Origin of the sequence: Haloarcula sebkhae (assembly GCF_014647415.1) — an archaeon.
Lineage (GTDB): Archaea > Halobacteriota > Halobacteria > Halobacteriales > Haloarculaceae > Haloarcula > Haloarcula sebkhae.
The window spans coordinates 74,721-90,128 of sequence record NZ_BMPD01000003.1 but is presented as its reverse complement, the minus strand read 5'-3'; the positions used below and the strand labels follow the sequence as shown (position 1 = coordinate 90,128).

The 15,408-nt window shown below is 66.7% G+C and carries 13 protein-coding genes; 3 read left to right on the top strand and 10 right to left on the bottom strand.

Annotation, left to right across the window (positions count from 1 at the left end; genetic code table 11):
* The first annotated feature begins 190 nt into the window (after nt 1-190).
* Nucleotides 191-1,123 carry a branched-chain amino acid transaminase gene (locus tag IEY38_RS10115; RefSeq protein WP_005536336.1) on the top strand — a complete coding sequence of 311 codons (933 nt, stop codon included), beginning with the start codon at nt 191-193 and terminating at the stop codon, nt 1,121-1,123.
* Between the two features lie 20 nt (nt 1,124-1,143).
* On the opposite strand, the gene IEY38_RS10110 is transcribed toward IEY38_RS10115, so the two are convergent.
* The 3 genes from IEY38_RS10110 to IEY38_RS10100 all read right to left on the bottom strand — a co-directional run bounded on the left by IEY38_RS10110 (nt 1,144) and on the right by IEY38_RS10100 (nt 4,193).
* Nucleotides 1,144-1,803, bottom strand: coding sequence for a DUF502 domain-containing protein (locus tag IEY38_RS10110; RefSeq protein WP_005536337.1), 660 nt, complete (start codon nt 1,801-1,803; stop codon nt 1,144-1,146).
* Nucleotides 1,804-1,909: 106 nt separating this feature from the next.
* Complete coding sequence (gene dgoD, locus IEY38_RS10105) at nt 1,910-3,085, bottom strand: galactonate dehydratase (RefSeq protein ID WP_188977512.1); 1,176 nt, start codon at nt 3,083-3,085, stop codon at nt 1,910-1,912.
* Between the two features lie 223 nt (nt 3,086-3,308).
* Entirely contained in the window at nt 3,309-4,193 is an 885-nt protein-coding gene (locus tag IEY38_RS10100) for a ketopantoate reductase family protein (protein ID WP_188977510.1), read from the bottom strand.
* Nucleotides 4,194-4,282: 89 nt separating this feature from the next.
* Here IEY38_RS10100 and IEY38_RS10095 point away from each other — a divergent pair, with 89 nt between their 5' ends.
* Nucleotides 4,283-4,840, top strand: a complete 558-nt coding sequence (locus IEY38_RS10095) for a hypothetical protein (protein ID WP_188977508.1) — start codon at nt 4,283-4,285, stop codon at nt 4,838-4,840.
* A gap of 48 nt (nt 4,841-4,888) precedes the next feature.
* Here IEY38_RS10095 and IEY38_RS10090 read toward each other — a convergent pair whose 3' ends face one another.
* From IEY38_RS10090 to IEY38_RS10080, 3 genes are all read right to left on the bottom strand, one after another.
* Nucleotides 4,889-5,191, bottom strand: coding sequence for a DUF7130 family rubredoxin-like protein (locus tag IEY38_RS10090; RefSeq protein ID WP_188852035.1), 303 nt, complete (start codon nt 5,189-5,191; stop codon nt 4,889-4,891).
* Nucleotides 5,192-5,308: 117 nt separating this feature from the next.
* A complete protein-coding gene (gene metX / locus IEY38_RS10085; protein WP_188977506.1) occupies nt 5,309-6,517 on the bottom strand; it encodes a homoserine O-acetyltransferase MetX in 1,209 nt (402 codons plus the stop codon).
* The gene (locus IEY38_RS10080) at nt 6,514-7,800 is read right to left on the bottom strand and encodes an O-acetylhomoserine aminocarboxypropyltransferase/cysteine synthase family protein (protein ID WP_188977504.1); all 1,287 of its coding nucleotides are present in this window, start codon (nt 7,798-7,800) and stop codon (nt 6,514-6,516) included. The genes metX and IEY38_RS10080 overlap by 4 nt, the downstream gene beginning before the upstream one ends.
* A gap of 143 nt (nt 7,801-7,943) precedes the next feature.
* Between IEY38_RS10080 and IEY38_RS10075 the strand changes: the two genes are divergently transcribed.
* Nucleotides 7,944-8,897: an AAA family ATPase gene (locus tag IEY38_RS10075; RefSeq protein WP_188977502.1), complete on the top strand. Its 954-nt coding sequence runs from the start codon at nt 7,944-7,946 to the stop codon at nt 8,895-8,897.
* Nucleotides 8,898-8,947: 50 nt separating this feature from the next.
* On the opposite strand, the gene IEY38_RS10070 is transcribed toward IEY38_RS10075, so the two are convergent.
* From IEY38_RS10070 to IEY38_RS10055, 4 genes are read right to left on the bottom strand one after another with little or no spacing between them, the layout of a single operon-like run.
* On the bottom strand, nt 8,948-10,561 hold the full coding sequence (locus IEY38_RS10070; protein ID WP_188977500.1) for a DUF7519 family protein: 1,614 nt from the start codon (nt 10,559-10,561) through the stop codon (nt 8,948-8,950).
* Between the two features lie 2 nt (nt 10,562-10,563).
* Entirely contained in the window at nt 10,564-11,952 is a 1,389-nt protein-coding gene (locus tag IEY38_RS10065; protein ID WP_188977498.1) for a DUF58 domain-containing protein, read from the bottom strand.
* A gap of 2 nt (nt 11,953-11,954) precedes the next feature.
* Nucleotides 11,955-12,554: a DUF7269 family protein gene (locus IEY38_RS10060; protein WP_188977496.1), complete on the bottom strand. Its 600-nt coding sequence runs from the start codon at nt 12,552-12,554 to the stop codon at nt 11,955-11,957.
* Nucleotides 12,554-15,331: a transglutaminase TgpA family protein gene (locus tag IEY38_RS10055; protein ID WP_188977494.1), complete on the bottom strand. Its 2,778-nt coding sequence runs from the start codon at nt 15,329-15,331 to the stop codon at nt 12,554-12,556. The genes IEY38_RS10060 and IEY38_RS10055 overlap by 1 nt, the downstream gene beginning before the upstream one ends.
* Between the last annotated feature and the right edge of the window lie 77 nt (nt 15,332-15,408).

Genomic DNA, 15,408 nt, shown 5'->3' with positions numbered 1-15,408 from the left:
ACTAAAGCGTTTGCGGTCGGCAGGGCAGTGCGCCGTGCCAGACGTGCCAGACGGCGCAGCCCTGATCCGCAAGGGTATCGTCAACACTCTTAACCACGGGAATCAATGGGGTAGATATGACACACGACGAGACAGCAGGAGGCATCACCCGCGGGCATCGCGACGGCCGACTCAGCGGAGGGGTCGTGCGATGAGCGACCGTCCGGAGATGTTCGAGGGAACCGAGCGCATCTGGATGGACGGCGAGTTCGTCGACTTCGAGGATGCGCAGACCCACGTCCTCACCCACGCGCTGCACTACGGGACCGGCGTCTTCGAGGGCGTCCGTTGTTACGACACCGAACAGGGGCCGGCCATCTTCCGCTGGGAGGAACACCTGGACCGCCTGTACAAGTCCGCGAAACCGTACGACCTCGACATCGAGTTCAGCAAAGACGAACTCACCGAGGCGACGACGGAACTCATCGAGACGGAAGGGTTCGAATCGTGTTACATCCGCCCCATCGTCTACTACGGCTTCGACTCGCTCGGCGTGAGTCCGAAAGACTGCCCGACGAAGACAACCATCGCAGCGTGGCCGTGGGGCGCGTATCTGGGCGAGGAAGCGCTGGAGGAGGGCGTCGACGTGATGGTGTCGTCCTGGCGCAAGCACGCCTCCAGCCAGATTCCGACCAACATCAAGACCACGGGGCTGTACGTCAACAGCATGCTCGCCGGCGAGGAGGCTCGCCGCAACGGCTACACCGAAGCCATCGTCCTGAACAAGGAGGGCAACGTCGCCGAGGGGCCGGGCGAGAACATCTTCATGGTCCGGGACGGCGAAATCTACACGCCCGGGCTGGCAGAGAGCATCCTCGAAGGCATCACCCGCAACACCGCAATCACGCTCGCCGAAGAAATGGGCTACACCGTCCACGAAGAGGCGACCATCTCCCGCGGTGAGCTATACACCGCCGACGAACTGTTCTTCACCGGCACGGCGGCGGAGGTCACGCCGATCCGGAGCGTCGACGACAACGAGATCGGTGAGGGGACCAAAGGGCCAGTCACCGACGAGTTGCAGTCGGCCTTCTTCGACGTGATCGAGAGCGGCGACCGCGAAGAGTGGTTCCACTACGTCTGAAAGCCCACTAAACGGCGCTGTTAGTCGTTCGCGAGGTCGTCCTCGTCGGCGACCGGAATCGGCGTGGCAGTACTTCGGTCCGTGTCACCGAAGCCGGCGCTGAGGATACGCGTCAACGCTTCCTCGACGCGTTCGTCGACTTCTTCGTAGCGGTGCGGTTCGACCTCGACGACGTAGCCGGTCGTGATGTTCGGCGCCGTCGGTAAGAAGAGCACGTCGCGGCCGTCGTCAGTCGTCTGTCCCGTTTTGAACGCCGTCATGCGCATCCCGTCCCACACTTCGAGTTTCACCGGGGCCTGGAGGTCTTCCGTTCCTCCGACAGCCGTCTCAACCGCCATCTTCGAGGCGTTGTACACCACTCGGAGTCCGGGGACGTGGTTCATCGCGTCGTCGATTGCGCGTTCGACGATGTCGCCGAAGGCCGTCCGCATCAGATAGCCGATGGAAAACACGATGAGGATGAAGATAATCAGCGTCGTGAACACCCGTGCGAGTTCAACAGACGAAGTCCCCGAGGGGAGTCCAAGCATCGCTAGCAGTTCACTATCGATCGCAGGGATGACCGCCGCGGACGCGAGGATGGAGTAGAGATAGAGGATAACGTAAATCGTCACCAGCAGGGGCAACAGAACGATGAGGCCGCTCGCAAAATCGCGCTTCCACGACGTTGAGGAGGCCATACAGGTACGTATCGGGCGCGGGATATGAGCCCTTTCCTTTGGTACGTGCCCGTGCTGTTACACACGCAGTCTCTGACGGGGAGTTCGACGGGGCACTGCGACCGGACTACCACTCGGCGACGCTACCGTCGTCGTGTCGCCAGACAGGGTTGTGCCAGTCGACCTCCTGCTGGGACTGTTCCCGGAGAAACGCTTCGTCAATCTCGATTCCGAGGCCGGGGTCGGTGGGTACGGTGACGAACCCGTCCTCGTAGTCAAACACCGACGGGTCGGCGAGGTAGTCCAGCACGTCGGTGGTCTCGTTGTAGTGGATGTCGATACTCTGCTCCTGAATGAGTGCGTTGGGCGAGCAGGCGTCGACCTGTACACACGAGGCCAGCGCGACCGGGCCAAGCGGGCAGTGGGGGGCCATCGCCACGTCGTAGGCCTCGGCCATCGACGCGATCTTGTACACCTCGGTGATGCCGCCGGCGTGGGAGAGGTCCGGCTGAATCACGTCGACAGCGCCGTCTTCGAACACCTCCTTGTAGTCCCAGCGCGAGTACATCCGCTCGCCGGTCGCAATCGGGATGTCAGTGTGGGCCGCAAGCGCCGGCAGCGCGTCGTTGTGTTCGGGCAACACCGGCTCCTCGATGAACATCGGCTCGTAGGGCTCCAGCGCGGACGCGAGCCGTTTGACCATCGGCTTCGTAACCCGACCGTGGAAGTCGACGCCGATGTCGACCTCGGGACCGACAGCTTCCCTGACCTCACGGAGCCGGGTCGCGGCAGCCTCAACCGTGGCCGGGGTGTCGACGCGCTCGATTTCGGGCGTCGCGTTCATTTTCAGTGCCGTGAACCCAGCGTCGACCTGTGCCTGAGCGGCGCTGGCCACATCGGAAGGCTCGTCGCCGCCGATCCACTGGTACACCCGAATCCGGTCCCGGGCCTGCCCGCCCAGTAGCTGGTGAACCGGCGCACCGAGTTGCTTGCCCTTGATGTCCCACAGCGCCTGGTCGATGCCGGCGATAGCGGACATTAGGACCGGCCCGCCGCGGTAGAAGCCACCGCGATACATCGCCTGCCAGTGGTCCTGAATGTTCTCGGGGTTCTCTCCGATGAGATAACTATCGAGCAGTTCCTCGACGGCCGCACGCACCGTATGCGCCCGTCCCTCAACAACGGGTTCGCCCCAGCCGACGGTGCCGTCGGCCGTCTCCAGTCGGAGGAAGAGCCACCGGGGCGGCACCTCGAACAGTTCGTAGTCGGCGATACGGTTCCCACCCGCGTCATCCGCAGTCATACCGGTGCCCTCCGCGCTGTGCCATGCACATCGGTCCCGTCGAGAGTATTACACGGTGTTTCGTACCGTGCTCCGTCGGTGTGTGGAGTCATGTGAGACACACATAGGAGACGTGTATATAGTCATTGTGTGATTCCAGAACGGCCTTCAGCGTCGACATCTCGGTATCTGTGAGTAACGTAGACCCCCCGCTATCGCGTCGGTAGCGGTCAGTTTCGGCTAGTTACTGCTCACGGTGGCGCTCCCACGTACTGACGAGCCCGGCAAGTGTCTCGTTGACCGGGGCCCGCTCGGTCGCAGTCTCGGCGACATAGCCGTTGATGGCGTCGATTTCCGTTCGTTGGCCAGCCGAGACGTCCTGAAACATCGACGAGTGGTTGGCGGCGGTGTCGTCGACGACACGCTCGACGAGCGACACCACACGCTCGTCGGGGAGGTCGATGTCCTGTTCGCGGGCAACAGCGGCCGTCTCGCGGGCGGCGTCCGCAGCGATAGCGTCGGCCGGCGGGTCGGCCAGCGCGCCGTTCTCCACCCGGGCGAGCGCCGTCACCGCGTTGATGCCGGCGTTGACCGCGAGTTTCTCCCAGAGGCGGGTCGGCATGTCCGCCGCAACGGTCGTCTCAATGTCGGCCGCACGGAACGCCGCCCCGATGTCGTCGGCAACTGCGGACCGGCCGCCGTCGCGGTCCCCCAGCACGACCTCGCCGCGGCCGGTAAACGCGACAGTACCCGGTTCTCGAAGTCGCGCGCCGTAGGAACACGTCCCCGCCAGCACCGGGCAGTCGAGTTCGGCGGCCAACTGCGACTCGTTGCCCATTCCGTTCTGGAGTGAGAGACACGCATCGAGCGTACAGTCGGCAAGGTCCGTTGCAACGGCGGCGGTGTCGTATGCCTTGACCGCCACCAGCGCGAGGTCGGCACGCTGCGGAATCGCCGTCTGTGCTCGGGGATGGACCCGGAATTGCTCGATTCCGACTACCGAGAGACCGTTATCGCTGACGCTGCCCACGTGTGGCTCGCGGCCCACGAGCGTCACGTCGTGCTCGCGGGCGAGCAGGCCACCGACGAGGCTGCCGAGGCTCCCGGCCCCGACGACGACGATATCCATACCGCCTCGCAGGGACGGCCCGGACAAAAACCTACCACCGGCGTACCGGAATCAGCACGCACTTGGCCGCGAGTGGCGAACGAGTGGGCATGGGCGACTCCGACGACGCCGAGGCAGTAGTTCGGGCTATCGACGAGATCGGTATCGACCGACTGACCGAAACGATCGTCACGGCGTGGGAGGGCATCGGTGGCAACGGCGAACCGGGGCCGACCTGGCCGGAAGACGAAACTAGGCGTCGGTTCGAACTGGCCGACCCGGACGAAGCGGTCGGGCTGGACGTGCTCGCCGCGGTGCTGGACGCGTCACCGCGGTCCCCCGAAAAGGCGTTTGTCCACCTCGGTGTCGGACGGCGAGACACCCCCCAGCACGAACGGTTCGCTGTCGAGACACTCGCAGGCCACACCGACGTGTCCGCGACTGACACACACACGACCGGGACGGTGCCGATGACGGCAGAAACGTTCGACGCGCTGGCGCGAGTCTACGGGGGGACACTGGTGTACGTCGTCATCGGTGACGAGGACGGACGGGCGATTCTCGAACTCGACTGGACGACGCTTCGGTTCTCGCTCCCGCCGTCGGCCGCCGAGACAGTACAGGAGACAGTCGGACCGGCCGTCGCAGAGCGATTCGAGCAGACGTAATCACTGCCACGTATACGGTCGGTGGTTCCAGACAGCCACCGAGCCGTCTCAATCTTCCTGCCAGTAGTAGATATCCTCTTTTGGCGCGTTGCAGGACGGGCATTCGTCGGGGATGTCCTCTATCTGTCCCATTTCGCCGCATTCCCAGCAGCGCCACATCAGTTCGGCCTCGCCCGCGGCCCCGGCGCTGAGATGCTCGCTCGACATCGCTTCGATGCCGTTCTCGACCGTGACGTAGAACCCGTGTTCGTCGAACCCGCGGATGGTCCCGAGTTCGTTGCCGTCCTCGTCGTACACCGTCTGTCCAAACGAATACTCCTCGCTTTCGATGTTTGTTGTCATGTCAGCCATACATAGAGCTAGTCGGTCCGAAATGTGTTAAATGCTAGCGTGAGTCGAGAATTGCATGATCGGCGAGCCGACCGAGGGAGAGCGAATCGCCCAGTCACCCCTGAAAGGCCCGCGTCGCTACCGCGAGAACAGGCTGTTGTGGACGGGTGCGAAGTCGCTCTCCTGACTGTCTTCGACCACCGAGTCGGTGACGGCGTTGCCGGCGATGCCGGCCTCTAAGAAGTCCGCCAGCGGCGGCCCAACGTTGTCCGGTTCGACCAGAAACGCGTCGTGGCCGTGGTCGGAGTCGATGACGTGGTGGGCGACGTTCGCGTCGGCATCGCGGAGCGAGTCGGCCAGTGCCTCCGCCTGCTGGGTGGTGAAGTGCCAGTCGGCGGTGAAGGACATCACCAACGCGTCGCCGTCGAAGGCCGCCAGCGCGTCCGTGTCAGACTCGAACCCGGCGGCGAGGTCGTAGTTGTCCATCGCCCGAGTCAGGTAGAGGTAGCTGTTGGCGTCGAAGCGCTCGGTGAACTTCTCGGCGTTGTAGTCGAGATACGACTCCACGTCGCGGTAGGGAAAGAACGCGCCCGCGGCGTCGGTGGGGAACGTGCGGACGGCGTCCCGACCGGCGGCGCGGCGGCCGAAGCGCCGCTCCATCGATGCCTTCGAGAGGTACATCACGTGGCCCAGTTGGCGGGCCAGCGCCAGCCCGTCGCTCGGCGGGTCTTGGTCCTCGCCGTAGTAGTGACCCTGGTTCCAGTTCGGGTCGGTCGTGATGGCCCGGCGGGCGATGGCGTCGAGCGAGAGACACTGCGTGTCCAGTCGCGCGGCCGCGGCGATGGGAACGATGCGGTCGACGTGGTCCGGGTGGCGTTTGGCCCACTCGATGACGTTCATGCCGCCGACGCTGCCGCCGACGACGGCGTGGAGGTGCGGAATCCCGAGTTCGTCAAGCAGCGCGCGCTGTGCCTCGGTCCAGTCCCTGACGGTGACCGGCGGGAAGTCGGTACCGTAAGGCTCACCGGTTTCCGGGTTCTCGCTTTTCGGTCCAGTCGACCCGTAACAGGAGCCGGGCACGTTCGCACAGACGACGTAGTACTCCGTGGTGTCGATGGCTTTGCCCGGTCCGACGATGTCGTCCCACCAGGCGCGGGCCTGATCGGCGCTGTCGACCCGGTCCCGGCCGGCGACGTGGGCACTGCCGGTCAGTGCGTGACAGATCAGCACCGCGTTGTCGCCGTCGAACTCCCCGTAGGCCTCGTAGGTGATTTCCAGCTCCGGAATCGTCTCCCCGCAGTCGAACTCGAACTCGCCGAGGGAGACGGTGTTGTGTTCGACGTTCATGTGACCCGGTCGATGGTGGCGTCGATGTCTGCGATGATGTCCTCGGGGTCCTCGATGCCGACGCTGAACCTGAGGAGGTCCGGCGTGACGCCGCTGGCGCGCTGTTCTTCCTCGCTGAGTTGGGCGTGAGTGGTCGAGGCCGGATGGATGACCAGCGTCTTGGCGTCGCCGATGTTGGCGAGGAACTGGGCCAGATCCGTCTCCTCGCAGAACCGCCGGCCGGCGTCGTAGCCGGCTTCCAGTCCAAACGTAACGATGCCACCGAACCCGCCGGAGAGGTACTGCTGTGCCAGGTCGTGGGTCTCGTGGCTCTCCAGTCCGGGATAGGTGACCCAGGCGACCTCGGGGTGGTCGTCGAGGTGCTGGGCGACAGCCATCGCATTCTCGCAGTGGCGGTCCATCCGCAGGGAGAGCGTCTCGGCACCCTGGAGGGTCGCCCAGGCGTCGAAGGGCTTCTGACCGTCGCCGAGCGAGCGGAGCGCGCGCTGGCGGGCGGCGACCGAGAAGGCGCGGTCGCCAAAGGCCTCCGAGAAGTTCTTCCCGAAGGCCTCGTTTTCCCCGCCCAGTTCCGGGAACTTCTCGGGGAACTCGTCCCAGGGGAACGAGCCGCCGTCGACGAGGACACCGCCGACAGTCGTCCCGGAGCCGTGGATCCACTTCGTCGTCGACTCCCAGAGGAGGTCCACGCCGTGGTCCAGCGGGTTGCACAGGGCCGGCGTCCCGAACGTGTTGTCGACGAAGACGGGCACGCCGTGGTCGTGGGCCACCTCGGCGATCTCCTCCATCGGTGGGACGACGAGCGACGGGTTCCCGATGGTCTCGAAGTGGACGTAGGCCGTGTTCTCGTCGATGGCCTCGGCGTAGGCGTCCGGGTCGAGCGTGTCGACGAACCGCGTCTCGATACCCCGGCGACTGGCGGTGTTGGAGTAATAGGAATGCGTGCCGCCATAGATAGAGGAGGCCGTCACGATGTTGTCGCCGTTGGCCGCGAGGACGAACGTCCCGGCGTCAAGGGCGGCCATTCCCGACCCCGTCGCGACGGCGTCGACAGCGTTTTCGAGGGAGGCGATGCGGTTTTCGAGCATCCGGACGGTGGGGTTGTCGAACCGCGAGTAGACGTTCCCGTCGTCTTCTAGCGCGTACCGGTCGGCCGCAGTGTCGGCGTCCTCGAAGACGTACGACGAGGTCTGATAGATGGGCGGCGCGCGTGCCCCTGTGACCGGGTCCGGCTCCTCCTGGCCGGCGTGGACACAGCGCGTCCCGAATCCGTAGTCGTCAGTCATGTGCAGTATGCATATATCTCTAGCTATCTATAACTCAGAGTTACGGCAATACTCTCTTATTGTGGGTAAGTGACACGGAGTCGGGCCGCCCGCCGGCAAAACCGAGGGAGAGGGTATTTGTCGGTGGCTGTCTACACGCCGGTATGGACCACGACACTGCCGGACGAACCAGCCGACAGATTCTCGACGCCGTCGGCAGTGCCGTCATCGCTGACGACCACTTCCTCGAAACCGTCATGACCGGGATTCTCGCCCGGGGGCACGTACTGCTCGAAGACGTGCCGGGTACGGGAAAGACGCTCACCGCCCAGTCGTTCGCGACGGCGCTCGACCTCTCGTTCAAGCGGGTGCAGTTCACGCCGGACCTGCTGCCGTCTGACATCACCGGTTCGAACGTGTTCAACGAAGCCACCGGCGAGTTCGATTTCCAGCCCGGCCCCGTCTTCGCCAACGTCGTGCTGGCCGACGAGATCAACCGCGCGCCGCCCAAGACACAGGCCGCGCTGCTCGAAGCGATGGGCGAGAAGCAGGTGACCGTCGATGGCGTGACCCACGACCTGCCCGAGCCGTTCTTCGTCATCGCCACGCAGAACCCCGTGGAACAGGAGGGGACCTTCGGCCTGCCCGAGGCCCAGCGGGACCGCTTCATCGTCAAAACCACGATGGGCTATCCCGACTTCGGCGGCGAACGCGAACTCATCGACCGGCGGGCCGACCGCACAGCACAGGCCCCGAGCGTCACCAGTGTCATCGACGGCGAGCGGCTGCCGGCGCTCCAGCGAACTGTTGAATCAGTCACTGTCGACGGCACGCTCCGGGACTACGTCGTCGAACTCGGCCGCGCCACTCGCGAGGACGACCGCGTGGACGTCGGCGTCTCCCCGCGTGGTATTCAGCGGCTGTTCGAGGCGACTCGCGCCGCCGCGGTCCTCGACGGCCGCGACTACGCCGTCCCGGACGACGTCAAAAGCGTCGTCGAGGAGGCGTTCGCCCACCGACTCGTCCTGACCGCCGACGCGGGCGTCCGCGGCGTCGACCCGGCGACCGTCGTTGACGACGTGCTGGACCGCGTCGAGGTGCCGGCGGTCAGTCCCTGAGCATTTCAGGGCCGCTCGGCGTCACGGCGGCACGGGCGTTTCAACGGTAACTACCGTATCGCGGCCACCAGCGCCAACACAGCGACGAGACAGACCACGAGGCCGGCCACGGCGACCGATGGCTCGACGGCAATAGAACCACGGGCGACGCCAGAGAGGCCCAGCGTCGCCACCGCGCCGACGCCGCCCACCGCGACAGTCCCGCCGACGTGGACGAGTTCGGCCCGGCGCGTCGCGGCCCCGGTGCCGACCTCGTGCCCCAGCGTCGTCCCGAAGGACCCGGCGTCCCAGACGACGACTGCACCGACTAGGCCAGCGAGCACCAGCCACGTCGGCGTCGAAAGCGTCGCGGCAAAGGCGCTCGCTCCGAACAGGCCGGCCGCGGCGAGCGTGACGCCAGCCGTCCGCGCACGCAGATAATTCGTCGCCAGCGCCACCCACAGCTGTCCAACTGCACCGACGACCGAAAACAGCGCTACGACGGCCAGCGCCAGCGTGACGGTCTCCGCGCCGTACACGTCCAGTACCGGAACGAGGAACTGCTCGACGGCCGCCGCGGCCGGCGTCGCCCGGAGCGCCGTTTCGATGCCATCGACTGCCGGTCCCGCGACCGCCACCGCGCCGAGCGTGATGACGCCGCCACCGACGTACGGCGCAAGGACACTCCCCACGCGGTCGGCCGAACTCTGGACTGTCCGCCGGAGGACCCAGACAGCCACCGAGACGACCGCCCCACTGAGGAACAGCCACCAGAGGAGGCCGCGGAGGCCCGGCGCGGCCGTGACTGCGACGATAAGCTCGTACAGCCCGACCGGGAGCAGTCCAGCCAGTGATTCCTGACCGAGTCCCAGTTCGAACAGGCCGGCGACCGGCGCGACCAGCAAGGCGAGCCGGCCCGTCCACCGGAGCGTCCGTTCGACGGCAGCGACGGCCCTGTCGACGTCGGGCGCGTCGCTCGTTTCCGGGACGAGTTCGGAAAGCGGCAGGGCGTCGAGCCCTCGGGCCAGTGCCGCGGCGGCGAGAGCGAGCAACAGGCTGAAGATAGCGATATGCGTTCGTCCGGGCACCGGGTCGAAAATCGGGTCCAGAACCCGAGTGAGCAGTTTGCCAGTCAGTTGCTGAATGCCTGGCGTCCCAGCGTTAGACTGCAAGAAGTCGACGGCCCCCTGTGTGAACAATACGAGACCAACGGTGAACGGAACGGCGGTCGTCCGCACGACGACGCCACCGTAGGCCCCCACCCGCTCGGTGTCGACAACGCCGCGGGTGGCCGCGGTCGCGCCGAAGACGGCGGTCAGACAACCGAGGACGACGATGACTTGCGACAGCAGCCTGACGACCGCCGGTCGGACGCCAGCTTGGGAAGTGACGGGGAACAGTTCGGCACCGAGCGAGACGACCGTCCCGCCAGTGGCGACGGACAGCCCGACGGCGACCGGCAGCGCGAGAACGCTGGCCAGAACGGTCCCGACCGCCTGCCAGCGGTCCCAGCCGCTCAGCCACAGCGACAGCGACAGCAGTACGCCGGTCACCACGCCGACGAGCGCGGCCCGATCGGCGGAAACGGTTCCCAGCAATCCCGCGACCAGCAGCGCCGTCACGCCGACGACGGTGGCGAGGCTGGTCCAGGGCATCCGGGTCGGGAGTGTGGTGTGGTCGTCCATTGTTACACGCTGAACAGGTCCGCAAGCGAGGCACGGAGCGCCACGTCGATCGGGCTGTCGAGGTCCCAGTCGATGACGGTCGCGCCGGATAGTTCGGCCCGCTGGAGGCGGGCGGTGCGTTCGGTACCCGCGACAGCCGCGCCGAGCGAGTCCCCGCGGGCCAGCGATGGGCTGACGAGCGTCGTCGGGTACTCACGGACCGCGAGCGACGACACCAGCGAGACGGCCCAGTCGTCGGCGGCCGGCGAGAACACAACCACCTGCGCGGTCGGCGGGAGTCGGGCGAGCACGGCGAGCAGGTCCGGGTCCTCGATAGTACCGCCGTCAGCCGTCGTCACCCTCGTAGCTTCGCCCCGAGGCTGTTGTGGAGACTCGTCCTCGGCCACGGCAGCGTCACCGGGCGCGTCGGTGTCCGACTGTCTAGCCGCGGCGCGGCCCACGCTGTCGAATATCTGTCTCGCGTGGGCGGCCGCGTGGCCGCCCGAGGCGTCGACCCACGCCAGCCCGTCGGGGTCGAGCCCGCCGGGGACATCCTCCGGGGCCAAGCCGACGGCACAGACACTTGCGACGACGCTGGTCCGGGAGAGCGCGTCGAACAGGCGCTCGGCCGCGTAGGCCGACAGTTCGGCTCCGGTCGGGAACCCCGGCACCGGTGTCACGCGGGCTGGCGGGCGAGCGTCGACGACCAGCACCGTCCTGACCGCCTGTTCTTCCCGGTAGTCGATGGTGGTCAGCTCGTCGGTCTTGGCGTAGCGCCGCCAGTCGATGCGGTTGACCGGGTCGCCGGGCTGGTAGCTCCGTGTGGAGTGGAACTCAAGCCCGCTTCCACCGGTATCGGTCGGAAGTGTGCCCGCCCGCGGGAGTGTCGCGTCGGCCATCGGGACTTCAGAGACGGTGTTCGAACATGTCAGCGTCCCGTCGCCGGCCACGGGCAGGTCGACAGTCACCTCGTCGCTGGCCGACAGTGTCCGTACCCGCACCGCGGCGGCATCGAACGTGTAGGTTCCGCGCTTTGCCATCACTGCGTAGGACAGGGTCGCGCTCTCGTCGGGCCGCAGCGAGGTGCAGAGCCGCGGTGACCCCTCGACGACGGCCAGTTCCTCGGGCACGCCGTCGATGACCCGCACGTCCGTCAGCGAATTGCTGCCAGTGTTCGTCAGGGTGAGTTCGACCGCAACCGGCTCGCCCGGCGTCGGCTGGGCGTCAGAGACGGACCGTGTCGCTTGCAGGTCGGTTCCCGCCGACACCCGCGAGAGCGCGCCGTAGGCGACGTAGATGAGCGGGATTGCGGTCGCGGCGAGCAACAACGGCTCGGCGGTCAAAAGCGAGACGCTGACGAGAAACAGCGCGGCTGCGAGGCCGCCACTCCAGCGTCGCACGCGACGGTCCATCGTCAGCGCTCACCTCCAGAAACCTGCTCGATAGCGTCGACCGTCCGGCGGATGCGGCGGCGGCGCTCGCTCTCCGGGTCGAGCCACAGGCGGAGCCGGGCCAGCAGCGACTGTGGTTCGTCCGGGGCGAGCAGCGCCGCCGCGACGGCGTCGTCGGTCCACGTCCCCGTACGGACTGCCTGGTGGGCGGACGCCTGCGAGACACCGGCTTCGATAGCATAGGCCGTCGTCGCTGCCGCAGTGAGGCGCTCGGTAACCGTGTCCATCGCCGCGTCGTCGCCACCGACGGCGTCGTCGATGGCCGCGTCGATGTCAGCGGCGAACAGCCGACTCTCCGTCGCTGTCACGTCTTCCGGGGGGCTGTCGACGGCCACGTCGAAGGCAGTCGGTGAGCCACCGCCGAGGAGTCCACCGAGCCAGCCGGCAAAGACCGCACAGAGTCCGACGGTCAGACTGCCAGCGAGGAGGATGGTTGTCGGAGCAACGCTACCGAACACAGCGACAAGCGACTCGCCGGCGGCCGTCGGCGCGAAAACGAGGGAGGCCGCGACCGCGGTCGCCAGCAGCCCCACAGTTCCGAAAACGACCGTTCGCAGGCGCATCAGGGCCGCCCCTCCATCGCGTCGTCAGTGTCGTCGGTCGCGCCGGACTGCTGTCCGGCGGCCGTCTCTATGGTCCGGATCGCGTCCTCGACGGCCGCGACGTGTTCCTGTGGATCCCGCTGGCCGTACTCGACCGCCCGAAACGCGTCCCGGACCGTCCGAACCGCGGCCGGTGGAAGACCGTCGCGTTCGATGGCGTGAGTCGCGATCTCTCCGGGCGTCCGCGTCCAGTACCGCCGAAGGGAAACGTGGGTCAGAAAGCGCGTCCACGCTTCGCGGATGGTAACACGAGCCGCGGGCGTTCCGTCGTCTCCGTTTGATTCGGTTGTGGAGACAGCCGCCACCGCATCGCTGGCTGCGTCTTCGGCCGCTGCAAAGCGTTCAGAAATCCACGCTCGCAACGCGTCGAACAGCGCCGCCGGCGACCGGTGACCGGCGAGCAGGTCACGGAGTGCTGTGACAGTGAGTTCAACACGCGTTCGGAAGCGATCGAGCAGGTCATCAGCCACCACCGCAACGCCGACGAGCGCCCCAATGGCAAGTTCACGTGCGGCCCGAACCCAGCCCCATACCGTCCCCGGCGTGACGTTCCGCCGACGAGCGGCGATGACCGTCCCGGCGAGGAGAACGCCGAGAGCCAGCACGACGCCCGCGGCGTTGACGAACAGGCCATTGACGGTCGTCGTGGCCGTCTGTCCGTACTTCGAAACGGAAATTTCGGCACTCGCCGCGACTGGCATCCCGACCGTCGCCTGACCGGCCGCGCCGGTCCGTGCCGTCGGCTCGCCGCCGAGTGTAACTGTGGCGTTCGTGACCGGGTCCCCACCCATCGTCGCGTTCACCGTCTGGCCAGCGACGGGGAAGGCCAGTGGGAGCGACGGCGACGTTGCTATAGAGAGCCGTTCGAGCACAACAGTTGTGTTGCCGCTGACGGCGTCGCGCTCGACGGCAACCGAGACGTTGCCGGGTTCAGTCGGAAGCGTGACCGCTGCCCGCCCTTGCCGGTCCGTCGTCGCCACCTGTTCGCCATTGAGCAAGACATCGCCGTCCCGCACTGGCACGCCGTCGACAGTCGCGGTGACGGTCACCTCGCCGCCGGTGACCTGCTCGCCAGTGATACTCACCGACGCGGTCGTGTTCAGTTCGTAGCTCGCGTTCGTCGACTGCTGGGCCTGTGGGCCGGTCACGGCGAAGGCACGAGTGCTGTCAGGCGGGACCGACGGAGCGACAAGTGAGTCCGCGTCGCCGACTGCATCGACAGTGATCGTCAGTTCGTCTTCGTAGGGTACCGTCCCGGAAACAGTGCCGGCCGGGCCCGTCGTTCCGACCGGCTCACCGTTGAACGAGACCGTCACGCCCTCCACCGGTGCGCCGTCACGGGTCACCGTCGCGGCCACCGCCGCGCCCGGCGTCGCCGTCCGGTTGAGTTCGATGACGAACTCGCCGGACTGGGAGACTGTCTGTCCGTCGCCCGAGTCGCCGGTGCCGTCGCTCTCACCAGTCCCGTCCGTCCCCGTCTCAGTGCCCTCGGTTCCGTCGCTCTCTGACTGCTCTCCGGCCTCGGCAGTCGGGACTTCGGTCTGTGGTTCGTCCGTCGGCGTCCCGACGGCGAACTCCTCGTCGGGGCTCCCGGACTCCGCGGCACTGTAGTCCTGACTGCTGTTTTGCATCGCCTGCTGTTCGGACGCAAGGCGCTCTTGCCCCGGCGTGGGGTCGAACTTCACCCAGCCGACGCCCTCGAAGTACACCTCGACCCACGCGTGGGCGTTCATGCCACGAACGGTGTACTGGTTCTGGCCAGTCTGTTCGCCGGTCGAGTAGCCGACGACGTAGCGCGCCGGGATGTCCTGACTCCGCAGCATCACTACCATCGACGTGGCGAAGTACTCGCAGTACCCCTTGTCCATCTGGAAGATGAACTCCGAGGCCACATCGTCCTCTGGCGGCTGGCTGACGTTCAGCGAGTAGTCCTTGTTCGCCTCCAGCCACTGCTCGATGGTCGTCGCCGTCTCGTAGGGCGAGTCGCTGTCCTCGGTTAGCCGGTCGGTGAACGGCCCCACCTGTGCCGAGGTCGACGCCGGGACGCCCGTATAGCGTGATTCCACGGCGTCGGGGTAGTCCCGGCCGCTCGTCCGCAGCACTTCCGGGTCATCGGGCGGCGTCACGCTGGTCGCGCTGTAGGTCGTTCCGGCAGGGAGCGGTCGCTCGGACGTGACCGCGCCGTACTCGGTGACCATCACGTCGTCGCGCGAGACGGACTTCGGCCGCCAGACGGTCGGTAGCGACGTGGCGGACTTTGCCAGTCGCACCTCGTAGTCAACCGTTGAGTCAGCCATCCCGTCGACCGCCATCGGTCCCTGATAGGCCTGCGGGTCCGCCCGCCCGTCCCAGCCTGTACCGGTGTAGGTTTCGTACGCGCCGGTCCGCCAGTACGCCGGCTCAGAACTCGTGACGGTGAAATGCGGCTCCGTGTTCTGTGACTGGTACGGACTGTCGCCACTACCAATCGAACCGCCGACACTGGTCTGGCTCCCCGGGTTCAGCGCGCCGAGTTGGCCGCCGCTGCCGCCGGTCGAGGTGCCTCCCGCCGACCCGAACGGGTTCTCCTGCGGGAGCGGAATAAGCGACTCCATCGGGCTCTGTGTCCCACTAGGTGCCAGAATCGGGAGCGTCGCCGTCGCCAGCACCACGGCGGCGACACACACGGCAGTGAGGAGGACACGGAGGTAGTCCCGGTCTGCCGATACGTCGTCGAACGGCGAGTCGTCGGAGCCCACGTCGGATTACCGTATCGTCCCGGCGCTGTCGGGATAAATCTGCTGTCAGCGGCGGGGGCGGCGCTGCCAGTCACTGC